19 protein-coding genes are annotated in these 21,780 nt (G+C 70.5%); 6 read left to right on the top strand and 13 right to left on the bottom strand.

What is annotated here, in order from left to right; translation table 11 throughout:
- Positions 1 to 42: 42 nt before the first annotated feature.
- The 7 genes from ACI2K6_RS08630 to ACI2K6_RS08600 all read right to left on the bottom strand — a co-directional run bounded on the left by ACI2K6_RS08630 (position 43) and on the right by ACI2K6_RS08600 (position 7,969).
- The gene (locus ACI2K6_RS08630) at positions 43 to 1,920 is read right to left on the bottom strand and encodes an FAD/NAD(P)-binding protein (protein ID WP_404568415.1); all 1,878 of its coding nucleotides are present in this window, start codon (positions 1,918 to 1,920) and stop codon (positions 43 to 45) included.
- Positions 1,921 to 1,933: 13 nt separating this feature from the next.
- A complete protein-coding gene (locus ACI2K6_RS08625; protein WP_404568414.1) occupies positions 1,934 to 3,256 on the bottom strand; it encodes an NtaA/DmoA family FMN-dependent monooxygenase in 1,323 nt (440 codons plus the stop codon).
- Positions 3,253 to 4,443 carry an LLM class flavin-dependent oxidoreductase gene (locus tag ACI2K6_RS08620; protein WP_404568413.1) on the bottom strand — a complete coding sequence of 397 codons (1,191 nt, stop codon included), beginning with the start codon at positions 4,441 to 4,443 and terminating at the stop codon, positions 3,253 to 3,255. Before ACI2K6_RS08620 ends, ACI2K6_RS08625 begins: the two co-directional genes overlap by 4 nt.
- 91 nt (positions 4,444 to 4,534) lie before the next feature.
- A complete protein-coding gene (locus ACI2K6_RS08615; protein ID WP_404568412.1) occupies positions 4,535 to 5,098 on the bottom strand; it encodes a dihydrofolate reductase family protein in 564 nt (187 codons plus the stop codon).
- Positions 5,095 to 6,396 carry a hypothetical protein gene (locus ACI2K6_RS08610; RefSeq protein ID WP_274178067.1) on the bottom strand — a complete coding sequence of 434 codons (1,302 nt, stop codon included), beginning with the start codon at positions 6,394 to 6,396 and terminating at the stop codon, positions 5,095 to 5,097. Before ACI2K6_RS08610 ends, ACI2K6_RS08615 begins: the two co-directional genes overlap by 4 nt.
- A gap of 98 nt (positions 6,397 to 6,494) precedes the next feature.
- Positions 6,495 to 7,475, bottom strand: coding sequence for a cation transporter (locus ACI2K6_RS08605; RefSeq protein WP_274178068.1), 981 nt, complete (start codon positions 7,473 to 7,475; stop codon positions 6,495 to 6,497).
- Entirely contained in the window at positions 7,472 to 7,969 is a 498-nt protein-coding gene (locus ACI2K6_RS08600; RefSeq protein ID WP_404568411.1) for a transporter substrate-binding domain-containing protein, read from the bottom strand. The genes ACI2K6_RS08605 and ACI2K6_RS08600 overlap by 4 nt, the downstream gene beginning before the upstream one ends.
- Before the next feature lie 142 nt (positions 7,970 to 8,111).
- Here ACI2K6_RS08600 and ACI2K6_RS08595 point away from each other — a divergent pair, with 142 nt between their 5' ends.
- Together ACI2K6_RS08595 and ACI2K6_RS08590 are read left to right on the top strand one after the other, a co-directional pair.
- A complete protein-coding gene (locus ACI2K6_RS08595) occupies positions 8,112 to 9,398 on the top strand; it encodes an adenylosuccinate synthase (RefSeq protein WP_274178070.1) in 1,287 nt (428 codons plus the stop codon).
- Position 9,399: 1 nt separating this feature from the next.
- Positions 9,400 to 10,575, top strand: a complete 1,176-nt coding sequence (locus ACI2K6_RS08590; RefSeq protein ID WP_274178071.1) for a beta-propeller fold lactonase family protein — start codon at positions 9,400 to 9,402, stop codon at positions 10,573 to 10,575.
- A gap of 22 nt (positions 10,576 to 10,597) precedes the next feature.
- Here the strand turns inward: ACI2K6_RS08590 and ACI2K6_RS08585 are convergent, their stop codons facing one another.
- Positions 10,598 to 11,746 carry an AI-2E family transporter gene (locus ACI2K6_RS08585; RefSeq protein ID WP_274178072.1) on the bottom strand — a complete coding sequence of 383 codons (1,149 nt, stop codon included), beginning with the start codon at positions 11,744 to 11,746 and terminating at the stop codon, positions 10,598 to 10,600.
- 88 nt (positions 11,747 to 11,834) lie between these two features.
- Between ACI2K6_RS08585 and ACI2K6_RS08580 the strand changes: the two genes are divergently transcribed.
- From ACI2K6_RS08580 to ACI2K6_RS08565, 4 genes are all read left to right on the top strand, one after another.
- Positions 11,835 to 12,131 (top strand): chorismate mutase, encoded by a 297-nt coding sequence (locus ACI2K6_RS08580; RefSeq protein WP_023953263.1) that lies wholly within the window; start codon positions 11,835 to 11,837, stop codon positions 12,129 to 12,131.
- Between the two features lie 314 nt (positions 12,132 to 12,445).
- Positions 12,446 to 13,771, top strand: coding sequence for a glycine betaine/L-proline ABC transporter ATP-binding protein (locus tag ACI2K6_RS08575; RefSeq protein ID WP_269266842.1), 1,326 nt, complete (start codon positions 12,446 to 12,448; stop codon positions 13,769 to 13,771).
- A complete protein-coding gene (locus ACI2K6_RS08570) occupies positions 13,771 to 14,694 on the top strand; it encodes a proline/glycine betaine ABC transporter permease (protein ID WP_114588893.1) in 924 nt (307 codons plus the stop codon). The genes ACI2K6_RS08575 and ACI2K6_RS08570 overlap by 1 nt, the downstream gene beginning before the upstream one ends.
- Positions 14,695 to 14,767: 73 nt before the next feature.
- Entirely contained in the window at positions 14,768 to 15,679 is a 912-nt protein-coding gene (locus ACI2K6_RS08565) for a glycine betaine ABC transporter substrate-binding protein (RefSeq protein WP_112615699.1), read from the top strand.
- Positions 15,680 to 15,733: 54 nt separating this feature from the next.
- Here ACI2K6_RS08565 and ACI2K6_RS08560 read toward each other — a convergent pair whose 3' ends face one another.
- The 5 genes from ACI2K6_RS08560 to ACI2K6_RS08540 all read right to left on the bottom strand — a co-directional run bounded on the left by ACI2K6_RS08560 (position 15,734) and on the right by ACI2K6_RS08540 (position 21,754).
- Entirely contained in the window at positions 15,734 to 16,468 is a 735-nt protein-coding gene (locus ACI2K6_RS08560; RefSeq protein WP_274178074.1) for a hypothetical protein, read from the bottom strand.
- Between the two features lie 28 nt (positions 16,469 to 16,496).
- On the bottom strand, positions 16,497 to 17,330 hold the full coding sequence (locus tag ACI2K6_RS08555; protein WP_404568410.1) for a hypothetical protein: 834 nt from the start codon (positions 17,328 to 17,330) through the stop codon (positions 16,497 to 16,499).
- Between the two features lie 131 nt (positions 17,331 to 17,461).
- The gene (locus ACI2K6_RS08550; protein ID WP_162815495.1) at positions 17,462 to 17,620 is read right to left on the bottom strand and encodes a hypothetical protein; all 159 of its coding nucleotides are present in this window, start codon (positions 17,618 to 17,620) and stop codon (positions 17,462 to 17,464) included.
- 7 nt (positions 17,621 to 17,627) lie between these two features.
- The gene (gene purL, locus ACI2K6_RS08545; protein WP_404568409.1) at positions 17,628 to 19,949 is read right to left on the bottom strand and encodes a phosphoribosylformylglycinamidine synthase subunit PurL; all 2,322 of its coding nucleotides are present in this window, start codon (positions 19,947 to 19,949) and stop codon (positions 17,628 to 17,630) included.
- Between the two features lie 53 nt (positions 19,950 to 20,002).
- A complete protein-coding gene (locus ACI2K6_RS08540) occupies positions 20,003 to 21,754 on the bottom strand; it encodes an alkaline phosphatase family protein (protein ID WP_274178077.1) in 1,752 nt (583 codons plus the stop codon).
- Positions 21,755 to 21,780 lie beyond the last annotated feature (26 nt).

Below are 21,780 nucleotides of genomic sequence, written 5' to 3'. Positions count from 1 at the left end.
CCTGAACGCTGGAGGGTGTTCGGCCGGGAGCCCGACCGAACGTTAGGTTACCCTAACCAGCGACACCAGTGCCGCGAGAACAGCCCCGGCCGTGCGGTCGGTCTGGCGGATCGACAGGGCATTCGAGTTCGGGCGCGTGAACGCCCCGCCCTCCGGAAGCGACGTGAAAGGGCCGATCGCGAAGACGGATGCCGCAGGCACGCCGTCCCGCTCCAGCACCCGGCCGTCGGCGTCGGTCAGCACCCGCAGCGCGGAGCCCTGCCGTTCCACGAGCGCGCGGAGCACCGGATTGTCGCTGGCGGCAGCCCCCGGCCCGGGCAGCCACGCGTCGACGAGGCTGCGGGCGACCGTCTCGCCGGGAACACGACGGCTCGACGCGATGAAGCCGCGCCCCGGCTCGACGCGCACGTCGACTCCCGGTCCGAGGAACCGCACGACGCCCGCATCCGCGAGGGCCAAGAGCTCCCGGAGGCGATGCGGGGGCGGGCCGCTGGCGACGTAGCTGAAGAAGGTGTGCCACCGCACCGGCAGCGACACCGTCCGCGAGTGCTCGTTCCATCGTTCCGCAGGGATCTCGGAAAGGGCGAGGAACGACAGCAGCGCGGCGAGGAAGACGCCCTGCGCGGCGCTGCGTTCCGGGGCCGTGCGCAGATGCAGGTCGGTGACGATGTGCTCGCGCACGCGCCCGTGCGCATCGTCGCGGCCCTCGAATGTCGCGTCGGCGAACGGCCGATCCAGCGACGCGACGTCGAAACGGTCGAGGGGGTCGGGAACCGCCGCCGCGATCGCGTCGAGCAGCGCGGGGTCGTCCCACGCGTGGGAATGCAGCACCGCGCGGAACGACGCCCAGTCACCCACGACGCGGTCGGGGTGCCCCGTGAACAGCTCTCGGTAGTGCCCGTGCAGCAGCTCGCCCGCGATGAGCGGCCACACGTCCGCCTCGAAGTCGACCTCGCCGGGCCGCGCGAGCAGCGCCTCGATGGCCGCGGGCGTCAGCACCTCGCGCTGGGGCGCCTCGCCCCGCAGCGTCGACGACACCTTGGAGCGGTAGGGCACGCCCCGCCGCGACCCGAGATGCAGGCGCGGCTCGCTTCCCGACGGCACGTACCGCAGCCCGTCGCCCTCCTCGAGGAAGCGACCCCCGCGGCCCTGTGTCAGCAGCACGACGAGATCGACCGCAGCGAGTCCCATGCCCCGGACGATCACGTCCTCGCCCGCCCCGAGGTGCGAGAGGTCGGCATCGGCGGTGAACGCGGGCGGGACGTACTGCAGCCCCGCGCGCCGTGCGGCGTCCGCGAGCTGCGCGGTCGCGGCATCCGGTTCGCGTCCGTTGTGACCGACCGCGTAGACGACCGCGTCGGCCTCGAGTTCGAGACCGCTCGCCAGCGTGACCCGGTTCGCCTCGCTCACCCGCACCACCGTGTCGCGGCGCCAGCGGACGGTGACCCCTGCCGGCGCCTCGGCGATCGTGCGGCGGGAGAACCACTCCAGGTAGTAGCTGTGCAGCCGCCGCGTGGGAAAGCTGTCGCCGCGCAGACCGCGCGCCTCGGCCGCCACCACCTCGTCGTCGATCTCGATGCCCCGTCCGGTCGCGGCCAGCTCGCCGCTGCGCCAGAGTCCGGCCCATTCGATGAGCGAGGGCCCCGGACGGATCGGTCCATCGATCGCGCAGCTGTCGTCGGTGAAGACCGTGACGTCGCGCGCCATCGAGTTGAGCTTCAGCAGCGGCGACTGCGCTCGCCGCCAGATCCGGCCGGCACCGGGGGGATGCGGGTCGATCAGCTCGACGTGCAGGCGTGGTGCGCCGACCGCGCGTGCGTCGGCCGCGCCCGCCGTGACGCCGAACCGCGCGACGATCCGCTCGAGGAGCATGATCGCGCGCGGGCCGGCGCCCACGAAGACGAGCCGATGGACGCTCACGCGAACCGCCGCGTCATCGCACCGGCGCAGCGGCGGGCACCGTGGCCGGCAGCCCGAGCAGGTCGCGCAGCGTCGCGCCCTCGTCGTACGAGTCGCGGTACGACCCACGTTCCTGCAGCAGCGGCACCACGCGCGTGGCGAACTCGTCGAGGCCGTGGGGGGTCAGGTGGCCGACGACGGTGAAGCCGTCGGTCGCCCGCTCCTGCACGTAGCGGTCGATCTCGCCCGCGATGTGCTCGGGCGTGCCCACGAACGTGTGCTTCGCCGTCAGCCGGATGACGAGCTCGCGCACGCTCAGCCCCTCGGCCTCCGACAGCTCCCGCAGCGACGCGATGCGCGCTTGCACGGCTCTGTGGCGATTCGCCCAGCCGCGCGCGGTCTCCGAGCCAGTGTCGGGTTCGACGTCGGGCAGCGGACCGTCGGGGTCGTAGTCGCTGAGGTCGCGACCCCACACCTGCTCGAGGTAGGTCAGCGCCTGCTCGGGCCGCACCTGCTGCAGAGCGATCTCACGCGACCGCTCGCGCGCCTCGGCGTCCGTGTCGCCGATGACGAAGGTCGCGGCGGGCAGGATCTTCAGCGAGTCCTCGTCGCGACCCCAGGCGGCGAGGCGCCCCTTGACGTCGTCGTAGAACACCCGGGCGGTGTCGAAGTCCTGGTGCAGCGAGAAGATGACCTCCGCGTGCTCGGCCCCGAAGTCGCGCCCGTCGGCGGAGTCGCCGGCCTGCACGATCACGGGGCGCCCCTGCGGCGAGCGGGGGACATCGAAGAGGGCGTCGACGTCGAACTGCGGGCCGGAATGACGGATGCGGCGCGGCAGCGCATCACCCTCGTCCCACGAGTCCCAGAGCTTCTTCGACAGCGCGGCGAACTCCTTCGCGCGCTCGTACCGATCGGCGTGGTCGAGGAACCCGCCGCGGCGGAAGTTCGCGCCATGGAACGCGTCGGAGCTCGTCACGGCGTTCCAGCCGGCGCGGCCGCCGGACAGGTGGTCGAGCGTCGCGAGCTGGCGGGCGAGCTCGTACGGCTCATTGAACGTCGTGCTCAGCGTGCCGACGAGACCCACGTGATCGGTGACCGCGGTGAGCGCAGCGAGGATCGCGAGGGTGTTGGGCCGTCCGAGCACGTCGAGCTCGTGCACGCGGCCCTTGTGCTCGCGCAGCCGCAGGCCCTCGGCGAGGAAGACATAGTCGAAGAAGCCGCGCTCGGCCGTGCGGGCGAAGTACTCGAAGGCCGCGAAGTCGATCTGGCTTCCCGAGGCGGCATCGGTCCAGACCGTCGTGCTGTTCACGCCGGGGAAGTGGGCGGCCAGGTGGATCTGGCGGGGCGAACGGCTCACAGGGCGACCTTCTCTCGTGCCGGGGCGGAATCGTGCGTCGGGGCGGCGTACCGGCTGTCGGGCCGCGGCAGGCCGAGCCGGCCCCGCAGGGTGGCCGCGTCGTCGTCGCGCAGCACGCGGGTCGCGCGCAGCAGCGGGGCGAGGCGCTCCGCGATCGCGACGACGTCGTCGGGCTGACGTGCGGGACGCAGCCGCACGCCGTCGACGCCGGTCTCGGCGAGGGCGCGGAGGTGCTCGGCGACCTCGGTCGGCGTGCCGGCGACGATGCGCGCGTCGGAGTGGAACTCGGCCCCAGCCAGGTCGTCGAGCCGCGCGAGCGCCTCGCGGGCGGCGGTCGACGTTTCCTCGATCAGCACGATCACGTCGGCGAACACTCGCAGCCGCTCGCGAGCGCGGCGCAGCTCGGCGGCTGCTCCGTCGAGCTCGGCGAGGATGCCGGTCGCCGCGGCCGCATCGTGAGGCGTGATGAACACGACATCGGCGTGCTCGGCCGCGAGGCGGAACGGCACGGTCTGGTGCGCGAGCACCGAGATGATCGGGCGGCCCTGGGGCGAGCGGGGCACGATCGACGCGCCGGTGATCGAGAAGAACGCGCCCGCGAAGTCGATGTTGTGGATGCGGTCGGCATCGACGAAGCGTCCGCTCGCGGCATCCCGGATGATGGCGTCGTCCTGCCACGAGTCCCAGAGGCGCCCGAGCGCGTCGGCGACCTCGCCCGCCTCGCGGAACCCGGTCTCGAGGTCGATCTCGCCGCGGCGCCCGAAGTTCGCCCGCTCGGCGGCCGAGCCGCCGACGACGAGGCGCACGCCCGCGCGGCCGCGGCTGGCGAAGTCGAGCGTCTGGATGCCGGTGGCCACATGGAACGGCTCGGTGTGCGTCGTCGTGACCGTCGGGATGAGGCCGATCCGCTGGGTGAGCGGCGCGAGCGCCGAGGCCAGCAGCACCGCGTCGATGCGCCCGTGCAGGCGTCGCGGGTCGGGGGCGTTCGGGTCCTCGAATCGGTCGGTCAGGGTGAGCGCGTCCTCGATGGTCGCGAAAGCGACGCCCGCCCCGTCGAGGAGACGCACTTGGTCCGCCCAGTGCCGCGGTGTCGTGTGTGACCGTGGCGAGAGGCCGGAATCACGCCATGCGGCGGGGTGCCAGCCGGCCCGCTCGAGGGCGACGGCGAGATGGATGCGGTGAGACATGAGCCCACTGTCGACCTCGGCCCGAGCGGCGCCAAGGCCGCGCGTCATCCGGCGACACCTGTCGTAACAGGGGTTCGCGTCGGCGCGCGCCTTACGGGTTCCGGGCCCGATATCGCGTCGCCACGGCACCGGACCGGAACGCCGTACGGTCGACGGGGTCGAGTTGGATCTGCCGGTCCAAGCCGGCGAGCAGGGTCGGTCCACGCCCCGCGACGACCGGCTGCACGAGGAACTCGAACTCGTCGATGAGGCCGAGGTTCGCCAGGGCGGTCGGCAGGGTGACGCCGCCGACCCAGAGGCCGGTGCCCGGCTCGGCCTTCAACGCGCGAACGGCTGTCTCGAGGTCGCCCGAGATCAGCTCGGCGTTCCAGTCGGCGTCCGCGAGGGTCGACGACACGACGTACTTCCGCGCGCCGTCGATGGCCTCGGCGAACCTGACCTCGGCGTCATCCATCCAGTCGGGCCACTCGCCCGAAGGCGGCCGCCGCCAGGCCGCCGCCATCATCTCGTACGTCGCCCGCCCGAGCAGCAGCGCGTCGACGCCCGCCATCTGCGCCGTCCAGAAGTCCATCGATTCTTCGTCGGGCGGCAGCCCCGCTTCGTGGTGGCAGCAGCCGTCGAGCGTCACGTTGATCGAGTACCGGAGAGGTCTCATGTCGCATCCCGCCTGCGGCGGATGACGCCGCGACGCCAGTCTGGACCTGCGGGCATCGATATGCGAGGAGTCCAGGCCAAAAGGATGGCGAAGACGACGCGTGTCGCGAGCAGGACCGCCCAGATGGCCTCCGCCGAGCCGGAACGCGTGACGGCGAGCAGCGTCAACCCGGGGCCGGCCACCGCCCCGTACGCGATGACGAGGGCGGGCAGCCCGGCCGCCGTCGACAGCGCGATCTTCCGGTAGGAGTAGAGGACGCCTGCCCACGGTTCGATGAGCAGCTGCACGGCCATCATCGCGATGACCAGCCAGCCGAGCTGGTCGAAGACCGGCAGAGCGAGGCGCGAGATCGTGAGCGCCACCGCGATCGCCGCGAGCAGGACGAAGCAGTTCGTCTGGACCGTCGACAGACGCATGGCGTCCGCGCGCTCGCGACCGCGCTCGGCGATGACGAATCTCGCGCCCACCACGCCGAACTGCTTCAGCGGGACGATGACCGAGCGCATCACGGCCACCGAGAGCGCGACGACAGCACCGTCTGCGGGGGAGTGCGCTGTGGCCACCAGGATCGCCGCGGTGAAGGTCACCAGGAAGACCAGCCCGTCGACCGACGCCGCGGCACGCTCGCCGAGCGAGCGGACCACCGCGACGGGGTGCGCGAGAGCTTCGCGCGTCGCCGCCGCGAACATGGGCCACGAGATCATGTCCGCCCGCGCGAGCTGAGATCCCCGTACCAGCGCCCCCAGGATCGACGCGACCGACGTCGTGGCCCCCACTGCCGCGACGGCAGCAAGCGGGGAGACGCCGAGCACGACGACGACCGCCGCGACGGCCGCTTTCACGAGCGTCCCGGTGACCGCGGTGATCAGGTTCGTGCCGTCGCGGTGCAGCGCCTGGAACGCTCCGTTGAAGACGAAGCCGATCGGGGTGAGCACCGTCGCCGGGATGGTGGCGATCCAGTAGGCGGCGAAGAACCCGCCCGCGTCCGAGCGGGAGAGCACCGGGCTGAGCAAGGCGATCGCGATCGATGCGAGCAGCAGGAGCATCGCTGCCCCGACGGCCCCCGTCAGCTCGCCCTGGAGGGAGCGTCCCGCCGTGCGTGCACGAATGGTGGTGACCACGAAACCAGATGCCACGACCGTCACGATCGCGGCGGTCGAACCGCCCAGGCCGATCGCCGCCTGCACGTCGTCGGAGTAGGCCGTCGCCATGATCAGCAGGATGACGACGCTGCCGATCCCCGGCAGGAACATCGCGGATGCCGCCAGCGCGGCACGCCCCAGATAGTCGCGCCTCACGAACTCGATACTGTCAGTGACCCGATGGATTCAGACAGCGGTGGAAACTGGTCCGCCGATTCCGGCATCTTCTCGCTGTCTGGCGCTGCGCAAGCTCGTCACTCGCTGACCGGCACGACGATCGGCAGCTCGCGCACCGGCACCAGCACGATGTCCTGCACCTTCCAGTCGAGCTCGACGCAGCCTTCGCGCGCCGCCTCCAGCTCACCGAGGCTCGGCATCCGCCCGTCCCGCGGCACGACGAACGACTCGACGTGGAACACATGGCCCTCGTCGCGCACCCGGCTGCCCGCGGCCGACACCCACGGCAGGCCGGCGAGGTACGCGTCGATCTCGCCCGCGAGAGGATGCGGCTCGGCGTCGTCGAAGGTCGTCGCCCGCGCATCCATGAGGTCGACGATCGCGGCCCGCAGGTTCTTCAGCCCGTCGCGCAGAATGCCCGCCGCGATGAACAGCGCCGCTGCCGCGTCGAGCCACCAGAGGCCGAGACCGATGCCGGTGACGCCGACGATCGAGCCGACGGCCGTCATCCAGTCGGCCTTGTTCATATCGGCATCCGCGTAGAGCACCTTGTTGTGCAGCTCGCGCGCCAGCTTGAGCTTCGCGCGCCCGAGGAGGACGGGCGGCACGGCGGTCATCGCCATGACGCCGATCATGAGCCACCCGAGCCAGATCGACGCGCCGAACAGCTCGACCGTCCCGATCGTCGGGTGCTCGCCGCTCAGCAGCCCGATCGCCGACTCGACGATCAGGTAGGTGCCCATCGTGGTCAAGGCGACGGCCGCCACCAGGTGGCCGACCCCGACCGAGCGGTGATAGCCGTACGGATGCTTGAGCGTCGGCCGGCGCCGGTTGACCCGGATCGCGATGAGGAAAGCCAGCGGCGGGATGAACGACAGCAGATCCTCGATCCACGCCGCCTTCATCGCCTGGGAATTGCCGAGCACGAGGAAGACGAGGGTCACCGTCACCGCGAGGAATCCGATCGTGACCCATTCGAGCCGCACGGCGCGACGCAGCACCTCGACCTGACGCTGCGGCAGCTCCGTCTGCCCGAATCGCACCTCCGACCGGTTCACAGCTCGCCCGCCTTCGCCCGCTCCGAGAGGAAGGTCTCGAGGCGCGAGAGGAACGCGTTCTCGCCGAGCGGCACGAGCATGACGACCTTGAGCGTGCTGCCGTCCTTCGCCGTGGCCTCGGCATACGGGCGCGTGACTCCCGCCTTGTCGGTCCAGGGCGTCTGGTCGGTGATGCCGCCCGCGATGAGGTCCAGCCCGCCGTCCTCGAGTTCGCGCACCAGTGCCTCCTCCGAGCCGACCGTCCATTCCACGTCGGCGTCGAGCGAGTCGGCGAACGCTCGGATCGCATCGGGCTCGCTGCCCTGCGGTTCGTCGCCGTCGACCTGCCCCCATTCACCGTCGGGGGAGACCCCGGCCCGCAGTGTGCCGCCCTCGACCGTGGCGAGCGTGCCCGACGGGTCGGTGGGGATCGACAGCCCGCACCCCGTGAGCGCGAACGACGATGTCAGCAGCAACAGGACCGCGCCGACCGCTGCGGCGAGCCGGTGGTGCATGAGACCCTCCTCCGTGCGCGTTCGATCGATACATCCGATCTGCGTCATCACCCTGGCGTGCGCGCCGCGATCTCCGTAAGGGGGTTGCGTCCGTGTCGATAGGATGGGGTGCAATCCCTCCTCGACAGAAAGGGAGATCCGCATGCCGGGAATCGTCATCGTCGGCGTCCAGTGGGGCGACGAGGGCAAGGGCAAGGCCACCGACCTGTTGGGCGACCGCACCGACTGGGTCGTCAAGTTCAACGGCGGCAACAACGCCGGGCACACCGTCGTCATCGGTGACGAGAAGTATGCCCTGCACCTGCTGCCGAGCGGCATCCTCTCGCCGGGCGTCAACGCCGTCATCGGCAACGGCGTCGTCGTCGACCTCGAGGTGCTGTTCGCCGAGCTCGAGGCGCTGTCGGCGCGCGGGCTCGACATCTCCCGGCTCAAGGTGAGCGCCAACGCGCACCTCATCACGCAGTATCACCGCACGCTCGACAAGGTGACCGAGCGCTTCCTCGGCAAGCGTCAGATCGGCACCACCGGCCGCGGCATCGGGCCGGCCTACGCCGACAAGATCAACCGCGTCGGCATCCGCGTGCAGGACCTGTTCGACGAGAACATCCTGCGGCAGAAGGTCGAGGGCGCCCTCGACCAGAAGAACCACCTGCTGGTCAAGGTCTTTAACCGCCGCGCGATCACCGCCGACGAGATCGTCGAAGACCTGCTCTCGTACGCCGAACGCCTGCGCCCGATGGTCTGCGACACCGGCCTGCTGCTGAGCGAGGCGCTCGACAACGGCGACGTGGTCGTCTTCGAGGGCGGTCAGGCCACCATGCTCGACGTCGATCACGGCACGTACCCCTTCGTCACCTCGTCGTCGGCCACCGCCGGTGGTGCCGCGACCGGATCGGGCGTCGGCCCCAACCGCCTCGACCGCATCGTCGGAATCGTCAAGGCGTACACGACGCGCGTCGGCTCTGGTCCGTTCCCGACCGAGCTGTTCGATGAGAACGGCGACTTCCTCCGCTCGCGTGGCTTCGAGTTCGGCACGACGACCGGCCGCCCCCGCCGCGTCGGCTGGTACGACGCCCCGATCACGCGCTACGCGACGCGCATCAACGGCATCACCGACCTGGTGCTCACGAAGCTCGACATCCTCACGGGCCTCGACCGCATCCCGGTCTGCGTCGCCTACGACGTCGACGGTCAGCGATTCGACGAGGTGCCGGTCAACCAGTCCGACTTCCACCACGCCAAGCCGGTCCTCGAGTACTTCCCCGGGTGGAAGGACGACATCTCGACGGCTCGCACGTTCGACGATCTCCCCACCGCGGCCCAGGAGTACGTCCTGGCGCTAGAGAAGATGAGCGGCACGCGCATCTCGGTGATCGGCGTCGGGCCCGCCCGCGACGCCGTGATCGTCCGCCACGACCTCGTCGACTGACGTGCGGCTGCTGCTCGGCGGCTACACCGCCGACATGGGCGGCGAGGCCGCGGGCATCGGCCTGCTGCACGCCGGCGATCCCGACGGCGCCACCGCCGACGGTCAGCTCTCGCTGCGGCCCGAGGTCGTCGCCGCGTCGTCGCCGTCGTGGGTGGCCCGCCATCCGCGCCGGGATGTCGTCTACGCCGCGCTCGAGTTCCGCGGCGAGGTGCAGGCCTACCGGCGCACCGGCCCCGACGCGTGGGCGCCGCTCGGGCGTCCCGTCCCGGCGGGCGAGGCCGTGTGCCACGTGGCCGTCGCGCCCGACGGAGCATCGCTCATCGCGAGCTGCTGGAGCGACGGACGTGTCGTCCGCATGAGCCTCGACGACGCCGGCATCCCGTCGGCTCCGGTGATCGCGCCAGCGGCCGTCGACCCGTACGGACCCGACGCCTCCGCCGAGCCGGCCGCAGAAGACCTCGACCTCGCCGCCGCCGCGCGGGCGCTTCGAGAGGCGGCCGGACCCGAGTTCGCGCACCTGGTGCCCGGCTCAGACGTGCCGGCGCCGCCGCATCCCGGTCCCGATCAGGATGCCGAGGCCGCACGCCCCTCGCGCTCGCACCAGGCGCGACACCTTCCGGGCGGTCTGATCGTGACGACCGACATGGGTCTCGACCTCGTGCGGTTCTGGCGTGACAACCCGCGGGGGCTCCGGCTCGTCCAGCAGGTCGCCCTGCCGCTCGGGAGCGGCCCCCGTCACACCCTCTGGCACCCGAGCGGCCACCTGTACGTGCTCACAGAGCTCTCGCGCGAGGTGTTCGTGCTGGGCGCCGACCGCGCCGGTGAATGGCGGATGCTGTCGGCGACGGGCCTCCTCGGAGCCCTCGACGACGACACGGCGGCCGAGATCGCCATGACACCCGACGGCGAGACCGTTTACGCGGGCGTCCGCGGCAGCAACACCCTCGGGGTGCTCCGCGTCCGCGGTGCCGGTGATCGACTCGAGCAGCTCGCGCTCGTCGATGCGGGGGTCGATTGGCCGCGCCACCACGTGGTCGTGCGCGACACCCTGCTCGTCGCGGGACAGCTCTCGAGCGAGGTGGTCTCGATGACGCGCGACCCGCGTACCGGGGTTCCCGGCCGCGTGCGCCATCGTGTAGCGGCCCCGAGCCCGACCTGCATCCTGCCGGTCGCGTGATCGCGTGCCCCCACCGCGGGGCTCAGTGCGGCAGCTTCTTCGCGTCCTGACGCGGGATGACGATCTGGTTGATGATGAGCAGGATCGACGCCGTGACCGGGATCGCGACGAGCGCGCCCAGCAGGCCCAGAAGGGTGCCGCCGACGAGCGCTCCGATGACCACGAGCGACCCCGGGACCGACACCGTCCGGTTCATGACGCGCGGCGTCAGGACGTATGCCTCGACCTGCATGTAGAGCAGGTAGGCCGCGGCGAAGATGATCGCCGGCAGTGGGGCGGTCGGGTTCGTCAGCAGCGTGATGACCGAGGCGCCCACCCAGAAGATCACGGTTCCGACGAGCGGGATGAGCGTGATCGCGAATGCGAGCACGGCCATCAGCGCCGCGAACGGAACCCCGAGGATCGTCAGCAGAATGAACGCGAAGGTCGCGTTCATGAGCGCGAGTACCACCATGCCCGAGAGGTAGCCACCGATCGACTCGGTGATCTGCCGGGTCATGTCGGCGACGGTCGCGCGCGAACGCGCGGGCGAGATGCGAACGAGCGCGTTCTTCATGCGGGGCAGCGATGCGAGGAAGTACAGGCTCAGCACCAGCACGATGATCGAACCCGAGATGGCCGTGACGACGTTCACGCCGACCTGCAGCAGACCCCCGCCGATCGCCGCGATGTTCGACGGGTTGGTCACGAAGCTCTGCACCTCGTTGAGCACGTCGCTCAGGCTGTCGCCGAAGGTGCTCTCCAACCAGCGCACGGTGTCGCTGCGCAACATGTCGTTGACGATCGACGGCACGTCCTTCGCGAACTGTTCGACCTGGCGGACGACCGGCGGCAGGACGACCCACAGGATGCCGGCGATGATGAGCGCGAGCGCGGCGAACGTGATGACGATGCCCCAGGCGCGCGGGATGCCGCGCCGCACGAGGAACCGCACCACGGGGTCGAGCGCCAGGGCGACGAACAGTGCGATCGCGACGTAGATGAGAACCGTCGACAGGCTGGAGACCGCCAGCCCCAGGACGATCGCCGCGAGGGCTCCCAGCGCCAGGAAGAAGCCGGCCGCGAACGGCCGGGACAGCGCGCCCCAGATGGGCTGATCACGCGTGGCCGGCCCGGCCACCGGAGCGGAGGGCGCCGCGGGAGCTGGGCTGTTCGAGCGAGGCTTCGTCATGGTCACACTCTAGGCGCGGGGTTCACGGCTCGCGGTGGGGTCGCGAGCGCCTGCCGAGCAGATAGGGTCGGCGAGGGAAGGAGCCACCATGACCGACGCCACGACCGAACTCCACCGACTGCGGGCGAGCATCGACAACATCGACGCCGCGCTCGTCTTCATGCTGGCCGAGCGGTTCCGCTGCACGAAGCAGGTCGGTGAGCTCAAGGCGACTCACGGCATGCCCGCCTCCGACCCCGGCCGGGAGGAGCGGCAGATCGCTCGCCTGCGGCGTCTCGCCGAAGAGGCCGACCTCGACCCCGAGTTCGCCCAGAAGTGGTTCGGGTTCGTCGTCGCCGAGGTCATCCGGCATCACCGCATCGCGGCCGAGGACATCGCGGACTGAGGCTCAGTCGCTTCGACGACACCTGCGCGTGCGCGCGCGAATATCGGAATGGCCGATCAGAGGTCAAATCCCGAATCCGATTTGCGACTGACCCCCGAACGTGAAACGTTGGATGAGGCCCGCCGCGGGCCACTACCCGACCAGTCCGCGGTCGCTGGTGGCAACCCTGGGGGTGCCAGACCGGCGAACGTATGGTCGGCGGCCTGTGCTCGTGGATCCGACATCCGCAGCCGAGACGCCGTCGCGAGACGCGCGCCAGGAGGTCGCCACCCGGGCGTAACCGATGCAGCCTGCACCGGCTGCCGAGGTGACCTGTGACCAGTCCGTCTTCTCCGGGGGAAGCGACTTCCCCCGCTCTGGAAGCCAAGAATCTGTACAAGGTCTTCGGGCGCAACCCGAAGTCCGTCGTCGAGAAGCTCCGGGCCGGAGCCCAGCGCAACGAGATCGCCGACGCCGGGACCGCCGCCGTCATCGATGCCTCCTTCACCGTCCAGCCCGGTGAGATCTTCGTCATCATGGGCCTCTCCGGCTCGGGCAAGTCGACTCTGATCCGCATGCTCAACGGGCTGCACGACGCCACCGCCGGAACGATCACGGTGAAGGGCGACTCGATCACCGACGTCGCCCCCGCTCGCCTGCGCAGCATCCGTCGAGAGCGCATCGCGATGGTCTTCCAGCACTTCGCGCTGCTTCCCCATCGCAGCGTCGCCGCGAACGTCGCTTACCCGCTCGAGCTGCGCGGCGTCGGGAAGACCGAGCGCCTCGCGAAGGCCGAGGAGATCCTCTCCCTCGTCGGACTCGAGGGCTGGGGCGACAAGCTCCCGTCCGCCCTCTCCGGCGGGATGCAGCAGCGTGTCGGCATCGCTCGCGCGCTCGCCGCCGACAGCGACATCCTGCTCATGGACGAGGCGTTCAGCGCACTCGACCCGCTCATCCGCCGCGAGATGCAGGAGCAGCTGCTCGAACTGCAGCAGAAGCTTCAGAAGACGATCATCTTCATCACGCACGACCTCAACGAGGCCATGTTCCTCGGCGACCGCATCGCGGTCATGCGTGACGGCCGCATCGTGCAGATCGGCACGCCCGAAGACATCCTCACCGACCCGGCCAACGACTACGTCGAGCAGTTCGTGCAGGACGTCGACCGTGCCCGTGTGCTGACGGCCGCGAACGTCATGGAGCGGCCGCGTCCCGTCGTCGCCGAGTCCGCCGGACCGCGCGTCGCCCTCAAGCAGATGCGGGATGCCTTCATGTCGGCCGCCTACGTCGTGGGCCGCGACCGCAAGCTGCTGGGTGTCGTCACCGACCGCGACGCCGTCAAGCTCGTCCGCCGCGGCGAGTCGGCGCTGTCGTCGGTCATCAAGCCCGCGCCGCAGACCGTGAGCCAGGACGAGGTCCTCATGAACCTCTTCGTCCCGGCCGTCGAGTCGCCGCTGCCGCTCGCCGTCACCGATGCGGACGGGCGCCTCGTCGGCGTCATCCCCCGCATCACCCTGCTCGCCGCCCTCGGCCCCGGCCCCGGCGCGACGGAGGAGATCACGATCCCGCTGCAGCCGATGCCGCAGGCCGCGATCGACGAGGTGCTCGCGGAGGCGACCGCCGTCGACGGCGCCGCTCTCCAGAACGGGGAGGTGCGCTGATGGATGGTTTCCGCATTCCGCTCGGCCAGTGGGCCGAGGTCGCGGTCGACTGGATCCGCGACAACGTCTCGTGGCTGCTCGGCGCGATCTCCACCGCCGTCGGCTGGCTCGTCGGCTCGCTCGCCGACCTGCTGCTGAGCGCCCCGATCGTCGTCGTCATCGTCGTCGCAGCACTGCTCGGCTGGTTCCTGCGGTCGTGGAAGTTCGCGATCGGCACCGCGATCTCGTTCGCGATCATCCTCGGCGTCGGCCAGTGGGTCACCGCGATGCAGACGCTCGCGCTCGTCGTCATCGCGACGGTCATCGCCGTCGTCATCGCTGTGCCACTCGGCATCCTCGCCGCCCGCAGCGACCGCTTCAGCGCGGTCATCAAGCCCGTGCTCGACCTCATGCAGGCGATGCCCGGGTTCGTGTACCTGATCCCCGCGATCGTGTTCTTCAGCATCGGCTTCGTACCGGGTCTGGTCGCGACCGTGATCTTCGCGCTGCCCCCGGGCGTGCGCCTGACCGAGCTCGGTATCCGCAGCGTCGATTCCGAGACGGTCGAGGCCGGGCACGCGTTCGGCGCGACGCCGGGGCAGATCCTGCGCGGCGTACAGCTGCCGCTCGCGATGCCGACGATCATGACCGGCGTCAACCAGGTGATCATGCTCGCGCTCTCGATGGCCGTCATCGCCGGTATCGCCGGTGCGCCCGGGCTCGGCAAGGAGATCGTCCAGGCGATGTCGACCGTCAACATCGGCACCGGTGTCGAGGCGGGCCTCAGCGTCGTCATCCTCGCGATCTACCTCGATCGCCTGACCTCCGCCCTCGGCGACATGAAGGGCCAGAAGGGGTCGATCCTCGGCGTGATCGGCCGTCGCCGGACAGCCGCGGCCGCCGCCACCGCCGCGGAGAAGCGCGAGCTCGCCCCCGCCGCCTGACCCCGCGGCATCCGAACGTATCCTCCCTGCACCACCCATACGGAACGAAATGAATCCATACGGAAGGCACACGATGAACAAGCGACACCTCACCGGGATCGTGGCGCTCGGCGCCGCGGCATCCCTCGCCCTCGCCGGATGCGCGAGCGGTAACCAGGCCGAAGGCGGCTCTGGCGAGAACGGCGACAGCAAGGGAACGATCACGCTGGGCTATCTGCCCTCGTGGACCGACGGCCTCAGCACCGCGTACCTGCTTGAGAACCAGCTCGAGCAGCTCGGCTACACCGTCGAGATGCAGGAGCTCACCGAGGCGGGCCCGCTCTACGCCGGTCTCGCGCAGGGCGACGTCGACATCTACCCGTCGGCCTGGCCCGAGCTCACTCACGCCTCGTACATGGAGCGCTACGGCGACCAGATCGACGACCTCGGCGCGTACTACGACAACGCCAAGCTCACGATCGCGGTGCCCGAGTACGTCGACATCACCTCGATCGAGGACCTGGCCGCCAACGCCGACCGCTTCGGCGGCCAGATCTACGGCATCGAGCCGGGCGCGGGTCTGACCAAGCAGACGCAGGAGTCGATGATCCCCGAGTACGGCCTCGACGGCACGTACGAGCTCGTCACCTCGTCGACCGCGGCGATGCTCACCGAGCTCGACACCGCGATCGCGGCGCAGCGCGACATCGTCGTGACCTCGTGGCGTCCGTTCTGGGCCAACGAGCGCTACGGCCTCAAGGACCTCGAAGACCCGCGCGGTGCGATGGGCGACACCGAGGCACTGCACTTCCTCGCCACGTCCGGCTTCGCCGACGAGCACCCCGAGGCGGCCGAGCTGATCGGAAAGATCAAGCTGGACGACGAGCAGTACGCAGCGCTCGAGGACATGGTCGTCAACCAGTACGGCGAGGGCAAGGAAGCCGAGGCGATCACCGCCTGGCTCGAGGAGTACGGCAGCAAGGTCGACGGTCTCCAGACCAGCTGATCCCGTCTGACGGACAACGAAACCCCCCGGGGCCTCCCCGGGGGGTTTCGTGCGTCAGGATGCCGTCGGCGGCAGCTGCAGGGCAGCTTTCTCGGCCAGACGCTCCATCGCGGCATCCGACACCGCGATGAGCCCGTCGAGCTCGGCTCGCACGCGCTCGTACGCCGTTCGGCGCTCGGCGGGCGTGGCAGCTTCGTCCACCGCGACGTTGAGCAGACGCTTGGCCGTGTCGAGTCGGCGGCGCTCCGGCTCGCTGAAGGCCCGATCGCGCTGACGGCGGGCGTCGCGTTCCGCGACGTCGAAGGCGACCTCGGCGTCGGTGAGCGCATCGCGGTAGGCCGTCAGGTCGGCGGAACCGATGCGCGCCGACGTCGTCGGTGGGCGCAGGCCGTCAGCGACCTTCTTCGCGCGCAGGAACGCGGCGGTGAGCGGTTGCCGTCCGTCGCTCATGGCCGGGAAGGCGATGAGCTTCGCGACATCGAGTTCGTACTCGAGCCAGCGGTGCGTCAGGTCGTCATGGGCGTCGAAGAGCTGTTGCAGGCGAGCGCCGGTGCTCAGCTGTTCGTCATCCGCGGCGACCGGCGACGCGTCGCCAGCTCGGACGGCACCGGAGCGCACGATGCTCTTCGCCTCGGCCTTGGCGCGGATGATCTCGAGACGGCGCTTGTGCCGTCGCCGCGCGGACTGTTCGAGAGCCTTCGCCGCGCCGCCGGCTGCGGGTCCGATGATGAAGATCAGCCACCAGTAGTTGCCGGCGAACTGCCACAGTCCGGACCAGAATCCATCCACACCGCCATGCTAGCCCCGGGGCGCTGTGTCACTCGGGTGATGAGGGACGCCGGGGGCGGTCGGGGCGATCGCGCCGCATCCGGTTCCACATCTCGGTCGACCGGGTGATGGCGCGCTGGGCGTTGTCGAGAAGGTCCTGCGCGACCTCCGCCCAATCGCCCGGACGGTCGTCGGGCTCGGGCAGCTCGCGCGGCGTGCCCTGCCGGGCGGCGCGCTCCGCGGCGTCGAACGCCTGGGTCGCCCGACGGACCGCTTCGCGGTAGGCGCTGTAATCGGCCGGGGACATGCGGACATCGCGCGAGGCGGGTCGCAGCCACGACGCCTGCTGGTGCTCGCGAAGGAAGAGGTCCATCGGCGGCCAGCGGGCATCGAGCATCATGGGGAACCCGATCGCCTTCGCGGCATCCGTCTCGTAGTCCATCCACCGCGCCAGAAGCACGTCGTGCTCGGCCATCAGCCGGGCCAGCGGCATCCGGTCGACCTCCTTGCGCGAGGTCGGCATCATCGCTCGCGCCGCCTGCACGCCCGCGCGGCGCGCCTTCAGCTCGGCCACGGCGGCGCGCGCCTGACGCTCAGCGATCTGCAGGCGGCGACGGGCCTCCGGCACCGCTCCGGCTGTCGCGCGCGGGGTCGCCTTCTCGGCCTGGGCGCGCATCAGTTCCGCGCGGGCCACCTTCAGCTGCGCGCGAGCGTGCGTCACAGCCTGTTGCGCCCGGCGCAGGTCGAGCTGCGCGGCATCGAGCTCGAGGCGACGCTGCGACGGTCGTCCCCGGCGCAGGCCAGCCCAGCCGAGGGCGCCCGCGCTGGCTCCCGCCGGCGCGATCCACCACCACTCGGCCGCGAGCATGAGGATCGGATCCACCCCTTCAGCCTACGCACCTCGCCGAGTCCCGTCTTCGTCCCGGCTGGGGATACACCTGTCGGATCGGTGGTGCTGGTGCGCGGTCGAACCGGCTGTGAGGCCACAGCAGCCCCACGAGTCCTGCAGCTGTATCAGCCGAAGAGCAGCGCGAAGACGGTGGAGCCGCCGCCGACGAGGATGAGCGAGACGATCGCGACCCACGCGGTCACGCGCATGCGACGCGAGCGTCCGCGCGCGAAGCCGGCGTACTCGTCGTCCTCACCCGGCGGCGTCAGGTCGCGCCCGCTCATGACGCGCTCATGACGTCGGCACCTCGTCGACGATCTCGCCGAAGGCGGCCGGCAGCGTCGCGCGCGACGTGGCGCGGATCTCGGCGACGGGCACCGAGAACAGACCCTGGACGTCGAGCACGGACTCGACGCCCTCGGCGGCATCCGTCACGCCGATGCGGATGACGGGGTAGTCGCGTCCCTCGCAGAGCCCGCGGAACTTGACGTCCTCCTCGCGTGGCACCGACACGATCACGCGGCCGGTCGACTCGCTGAACAGCGCGGTCGCGACGTCGACGCCGTCGCGCTCGACGATCTCGCTGAGCCAGACGCGTGCGCCGACGCCGAAGCGGGTCGTCGCTTCGGCGAGGGCTTGGCCGAGGCCGCCGGTCGACAGGTCGTGCGCGGCCGAGATGAGTCCCTGCTGCGAGGCGGCCTGGATGAGGCCGGCCAGACGCTTCTCGGCGGCGAGGTCGACCTTCGGGGGCCGTCCGCCGAGGTGGCCGTGGATGGTGTCGGCCCACGCCGAGCCGTCGAGCTCCTCGGCGGTCGTCCCGAGCAGGTAGATGTTCTCGCCGGCGTCCTGCCAGCCCGACGGGATGCGGCGGGCGACATCGTCGACGATGCCGAGCACACCGACCACCGGGGTCGGGAAGATCGGCTGGTCGCCGGTCTGGTTGTAGAACGAGACGTTGCCGCCCGTGACGGGCACGCCGAGCTCGAGGCAGGCGTCGGAGAGGCCGTCGACGGCCTGACCGAACTGCCACATCACCTCGGGGTTCTCGGGGCTGCCGAAGTTGAGGCAGTCGGTGACGGCGGTGGGGTTCGCGCCGGTGACGGCGACGTTGCGGTACGCCTCGGCGAGGGCGAGCTGGGCGCCGGCGTACGGGTCGAGCTGGCAGTAGCGGCCGTTGCAGTCGGTCGCGATCGCGAAGCCGAGGCCCGACTCCTCGTCGACGCGGATCATGCCGGCGTCGTCGGGGAAGCTCAGGGCGGTGTTGCCGAGCACGTAGTAGTCGTACTGGTTGGTGATCCACGACGTGTCGGCGAGGTTCGGGCTCGCCACGAGCTGGAGGAACTGGTCGCGCAGCGCGTCGCCGTCGGTGGCGCGGGGGAGGGATGCCGCCGAGTCGGCCTGCAGGCCGTCGATCCAGGTCGGGTAGGCGACCGGGCGGTCGTAGACCGGGCCGTCGACCGCGACGGTCGAGGGGTCGACGTCGACGATCTGCTCGCCGTGCCAGAAGATCTGCAGGCGGCCGTCGCCGGTCACCTCGCCGAGCACGCTCGTCTCGACATCCCACTTGCCGACGACGGCGAGGAACGCATCGAGCTTCTCGGGAGCGACGATCGCCATCATGCGCTCCTGGCTCTCGCTCATGAGGATCTCCTCGGGCGTGAGCGAGGGGTCGCGCAGCAACACGTTCTCGAGGTCGACGCGCATGCCCGAGCCGCCGTTCGCGGCGAGCTCGCTCGTGGCGCACGAGATGCCCGCGGCGCCGAGGTCCTGGATCGCCTCGACGAGTTCGCCCGCGTACAGCTCGAGGCAGCACTCGATGAGCACCTTCTCCGCGAACGGGTCGCCGACCTGCACCGCGGGGCGCTTGGTGGGCCCGCCGTCGGCGAAGGTGTCGGACGCGAGGATGGAGGCGCCGCCGATGCCGTCGCCGCCCGTGCGCGCGCCGAACAGCACGACCTTATTGCCGGCGCCGGTGGCGTTGGCCAGCTTGATGTCCTCGTGGCGCATGACGCCCACTGCGAGGGCGTTGACGAGCGGGTTGCCCTGGTAGACCGAGTCGAAGACCGTCTCTCCGCCGATGTTCGGCAGGCCCAGGCAGTTGCCGTAGAACGAGATGCCGCTGACGACGCCATGCACGACGCGGGCGGTGTCGGGGTGGTCGATGGCGCCGAAGCGCAGCTGGTCCATGACCGCGACAGGACGCGCTCCCATCGAGATGATGTCGCGGACGATGCCGCCGACACCGGTCGCGGCGCCCTGGAACGGTTCGATGTAGCTCGGGTGGTTGTGCGACTCGACCTTGAAGGTCACCGCCCATCCCTCGCCGACGTCGACGACGCCCGCGTTCTGGCCCATGCCGACCATGAGGCGGGTCTTCATCTCGTCGGAGACCTTCTGGCCGAAGCGGCGCAGGTAGTTCTTGCTCGACTTGTAGGAGCAGTGCTCGCTCCACATGACCGAGTACATCGCCAGCTCGCCCGAAGTGGGACGTCGGCCGAGGATCTCGCGGATCTTCGCGTACTCGTCGGGCTTGAGGCCCAGGGCTCCGTAGGGCTGATCACGCTCCGGAGTGGCGGTGGCGTTCTCGACGGTATCTGCGACAGGGGTGCTCACGCGGCTGGACTCCAGGACTCGGGATGCCGGACGCGATCAGTCTAGTTGGGGGGTCAGGGGTTGTACGCGCCGAAGAGGCCGGTGCCGTGCTCGACCAGGGCGTCGTAGGCCTCGCCGTATGTGGATGGCAACGTGCTGCCGGGGTCGAATCGGGCGGCCAGGAGCCCGAGCAGTCCGCGCGCCGGTGGGGTGAGCGGGCGCTTGTGGTGCTTCTCGTCGGGGGCCTTGGCCGTGCCCTTCTCGGGATTGGGTGGCACATACAGCGACTGCGGCTGCGGCCAGGTGTAGGGCTGGCGCGGCGTCGTGAGGTTGACCGCGTTGAAGATCGGGTTGGCGGTCTCGTCGCGGACGTTGAGCGGCCGCAGCCCGTGCAGTCGGCACAGGGTGTTGGTCACCGAGCCGTGGTGCATCTCGTCGTGGATCACTGTTCCCGCGGCGGTGTACGCGCTCACCACGATGGCCGGCACCCGCAGACCGAGGCGATCGAACGTGAAGCCCATCTCACCGGGCCCGCTCGCGTCGGGCGGCGCTGCCGACGGCGGGGCGACGTGATCGAAGGTGCCGCCGTGCTCGTCGAAGGTGATGACGAGCGCGGTGTTCATGGCGTTCGAGCCGGAGGTCGACGCACTCGTGCGGATCGCGTCGTAGACGTCCTGCGCGAGCTTGTCGCCGGCGCGGACATCGCTGTCGGCGCTGTTGGCGATGCGGATGCGGCTGCCGTCGGGCAACTCGAGCTCGCCCTCGCGGGTCGCGCCCCATGGTGGGTGCATGTCGTTGTGGTTGAAGACCATCCGCGGCTCGATGAACGCGTAGTCGGGCAGCTCGCCGTTCGCGGCATCCTCGTAGAACTGCTCCATGACGCGGAAGTTCGTCTTCCAGTAGCGCTCGAGTACGGGCGCGTGGAGCATGCCGGTGAGCGAGACGAGCTGCGTCGCGTCGTAGTAGACGCGCCACGACAGGCCGGCGTCTTCGAGCCGGTTGAAGATCGTGGGTGCCGCGGGGGCGTCGATCCACTTGTCGTAGTTGTCGCCGGTGTGGTTGACGACGTAGCCGTGCGAGGTCGAGGCGTGGAAGAAGCTACGGTTGCAGAACGTCTGCGACGGCACCCCGGCGAACCAGCGGTCGTAGACCGCGAACTCGCGGGCGAGGGTCGACACCACCGGCAGCATCTCGGGCGCGAAGCCGCCCATCGCCGTCGTGTACTCATCAGCGGTCGGCTCGCGCTTCTTGGCGAGGCGGTAGTTGACGATGTAGTCGTGCACGAAGCCGTCGTTACGCGGTGCGCTCCCGGCGGCGGGTGCGTTGTACGGCGGCTGCAGTCCGTTGCGGGCGATGTCGGCGTTGGCGGGCGGGTCGATCGTCCCGAACAGCTGGGTGTTGACGTGGGGGTAGGTCTCGCCGGGGTCGGGCTGCGGCTGCTGCATGATGTGGTCGGTCGCGCCCGTGTATACGTGCGCGGGCACGGCCGTGCCGTCGGGTGCGGTGTTGGCGTAGTCGCCCTGCAGGATGCCGTCGAACTCGGCCGCGCTCTTCTCATCGGCCGTGTAGAGGTGGCCGAGCAGGTTGTCGAAGCTGCGGTTCTCGAACATGAGCACCACGACGTGGTCGAACCCGGCAACGCTGCGCGCCGCGAGGGGCGCGAACTCGGGCGGGTGCGCGGTCATCGCCGCCGTCACCGCGGCACCGGCTGAGCCCCCGATCGCGAGGCCCGCGGCTCCCAGGCCCGCGCGGCGGAGGAAGTCGCGGCGCGACGGGCGTCGGCTGGCCCAGGAGGCGTCGGTCTCATCGCGATCCGCGTCGGCCATGGGTCCCCTCCCTCGGTCCTCGGCGA

This window comes from Microbacterium sp. NPDC006705 (assembly GCF_044903545.1).
Lineage (GTDB): Bacteria > Actinomycetota > Actinomycetes > Actinomycetales > Microbacteriaceae > Microbacterium > Microbacterium plantarum.
This window is presented reverse-complemented; position numbering and strand designations above follow the sequence as displayed.

Bases quoted from the DNA above. Each gene is read 5' to 3' on its own strand.
- ACI2K6_RS08565 (WP_112615699.1), top strand. From the start codon at position 14,768: ATGAACAAGCGACACCTCACCGGGATCGTGGCGCTCGGCGCCGCGGCA.
- ACI2K6_RS08615 (WP_404568412.1), bottom strand. From the start codon at position 5,098: ATGAGACCTCTCCGGTACTCGATCAACGTGACGCTCGACGGCTGCTGC.
- ACI2K6_RS08550 (WP_162815495.1), bottom strand. From the start codon at position 17,620: ATGAGCGGGCGCGACCTGACGCCGCCGGGTGAGGACGACGAGTACGCC.
- ACI2K6_RS08585 (WP_274178072.1), bottom strand. From the start codon at position 11,746: ATGACGAAGCCTCGCTCGAACAGCCCAGCTCCCGCGGCGCCCTCCGCT.
- ACI2K6_RS08540 (WP_274178077.1), bottom strand. From the start codon at position 21,754: ATGGCCGACGCGGATCGCGATGAGACCGACGCCTCCTGGGCCAGCCGA.
- ACI2K6_RS08580 (WP_023953263.1), top strand. From the start codon at position 11,835: ATGACCGACGCCACGACCGAACTCCACCGACTGCGGGCGAGCATCGAC.
- ACI2K6_RS08595 (WP_274178070.1), top strand. From the start codon at position 8,112: ATGCCGGGAATCGTCATCGTCGGCGTCCAGTGGGGCGACGAGGGCAAG.
- ACI2K6_RS08570 (WP_114588893.1), top strand. From the start codon at position 13,771: ATGGATGGTTTCCGCATTCCGCTCGGCCAGTGGGCCGAGGTCGCGGTC.
- ACI2K6_RS08620 (WP_404568413.1), bottom strand. From the start codon at position 4,443: ATGTCTCACCGCATCCATCTCGCCGTCGCCCTCGAGCGGGCCGGCTGG.
- ACI2K6_RS08600 (WP_404568411.1), bottom strand. From the start codon at position 7,969: ATGCACCACCGGCTCGCCGCAGCGGTCGGCGCGGTCCTGTTGCTGCTG.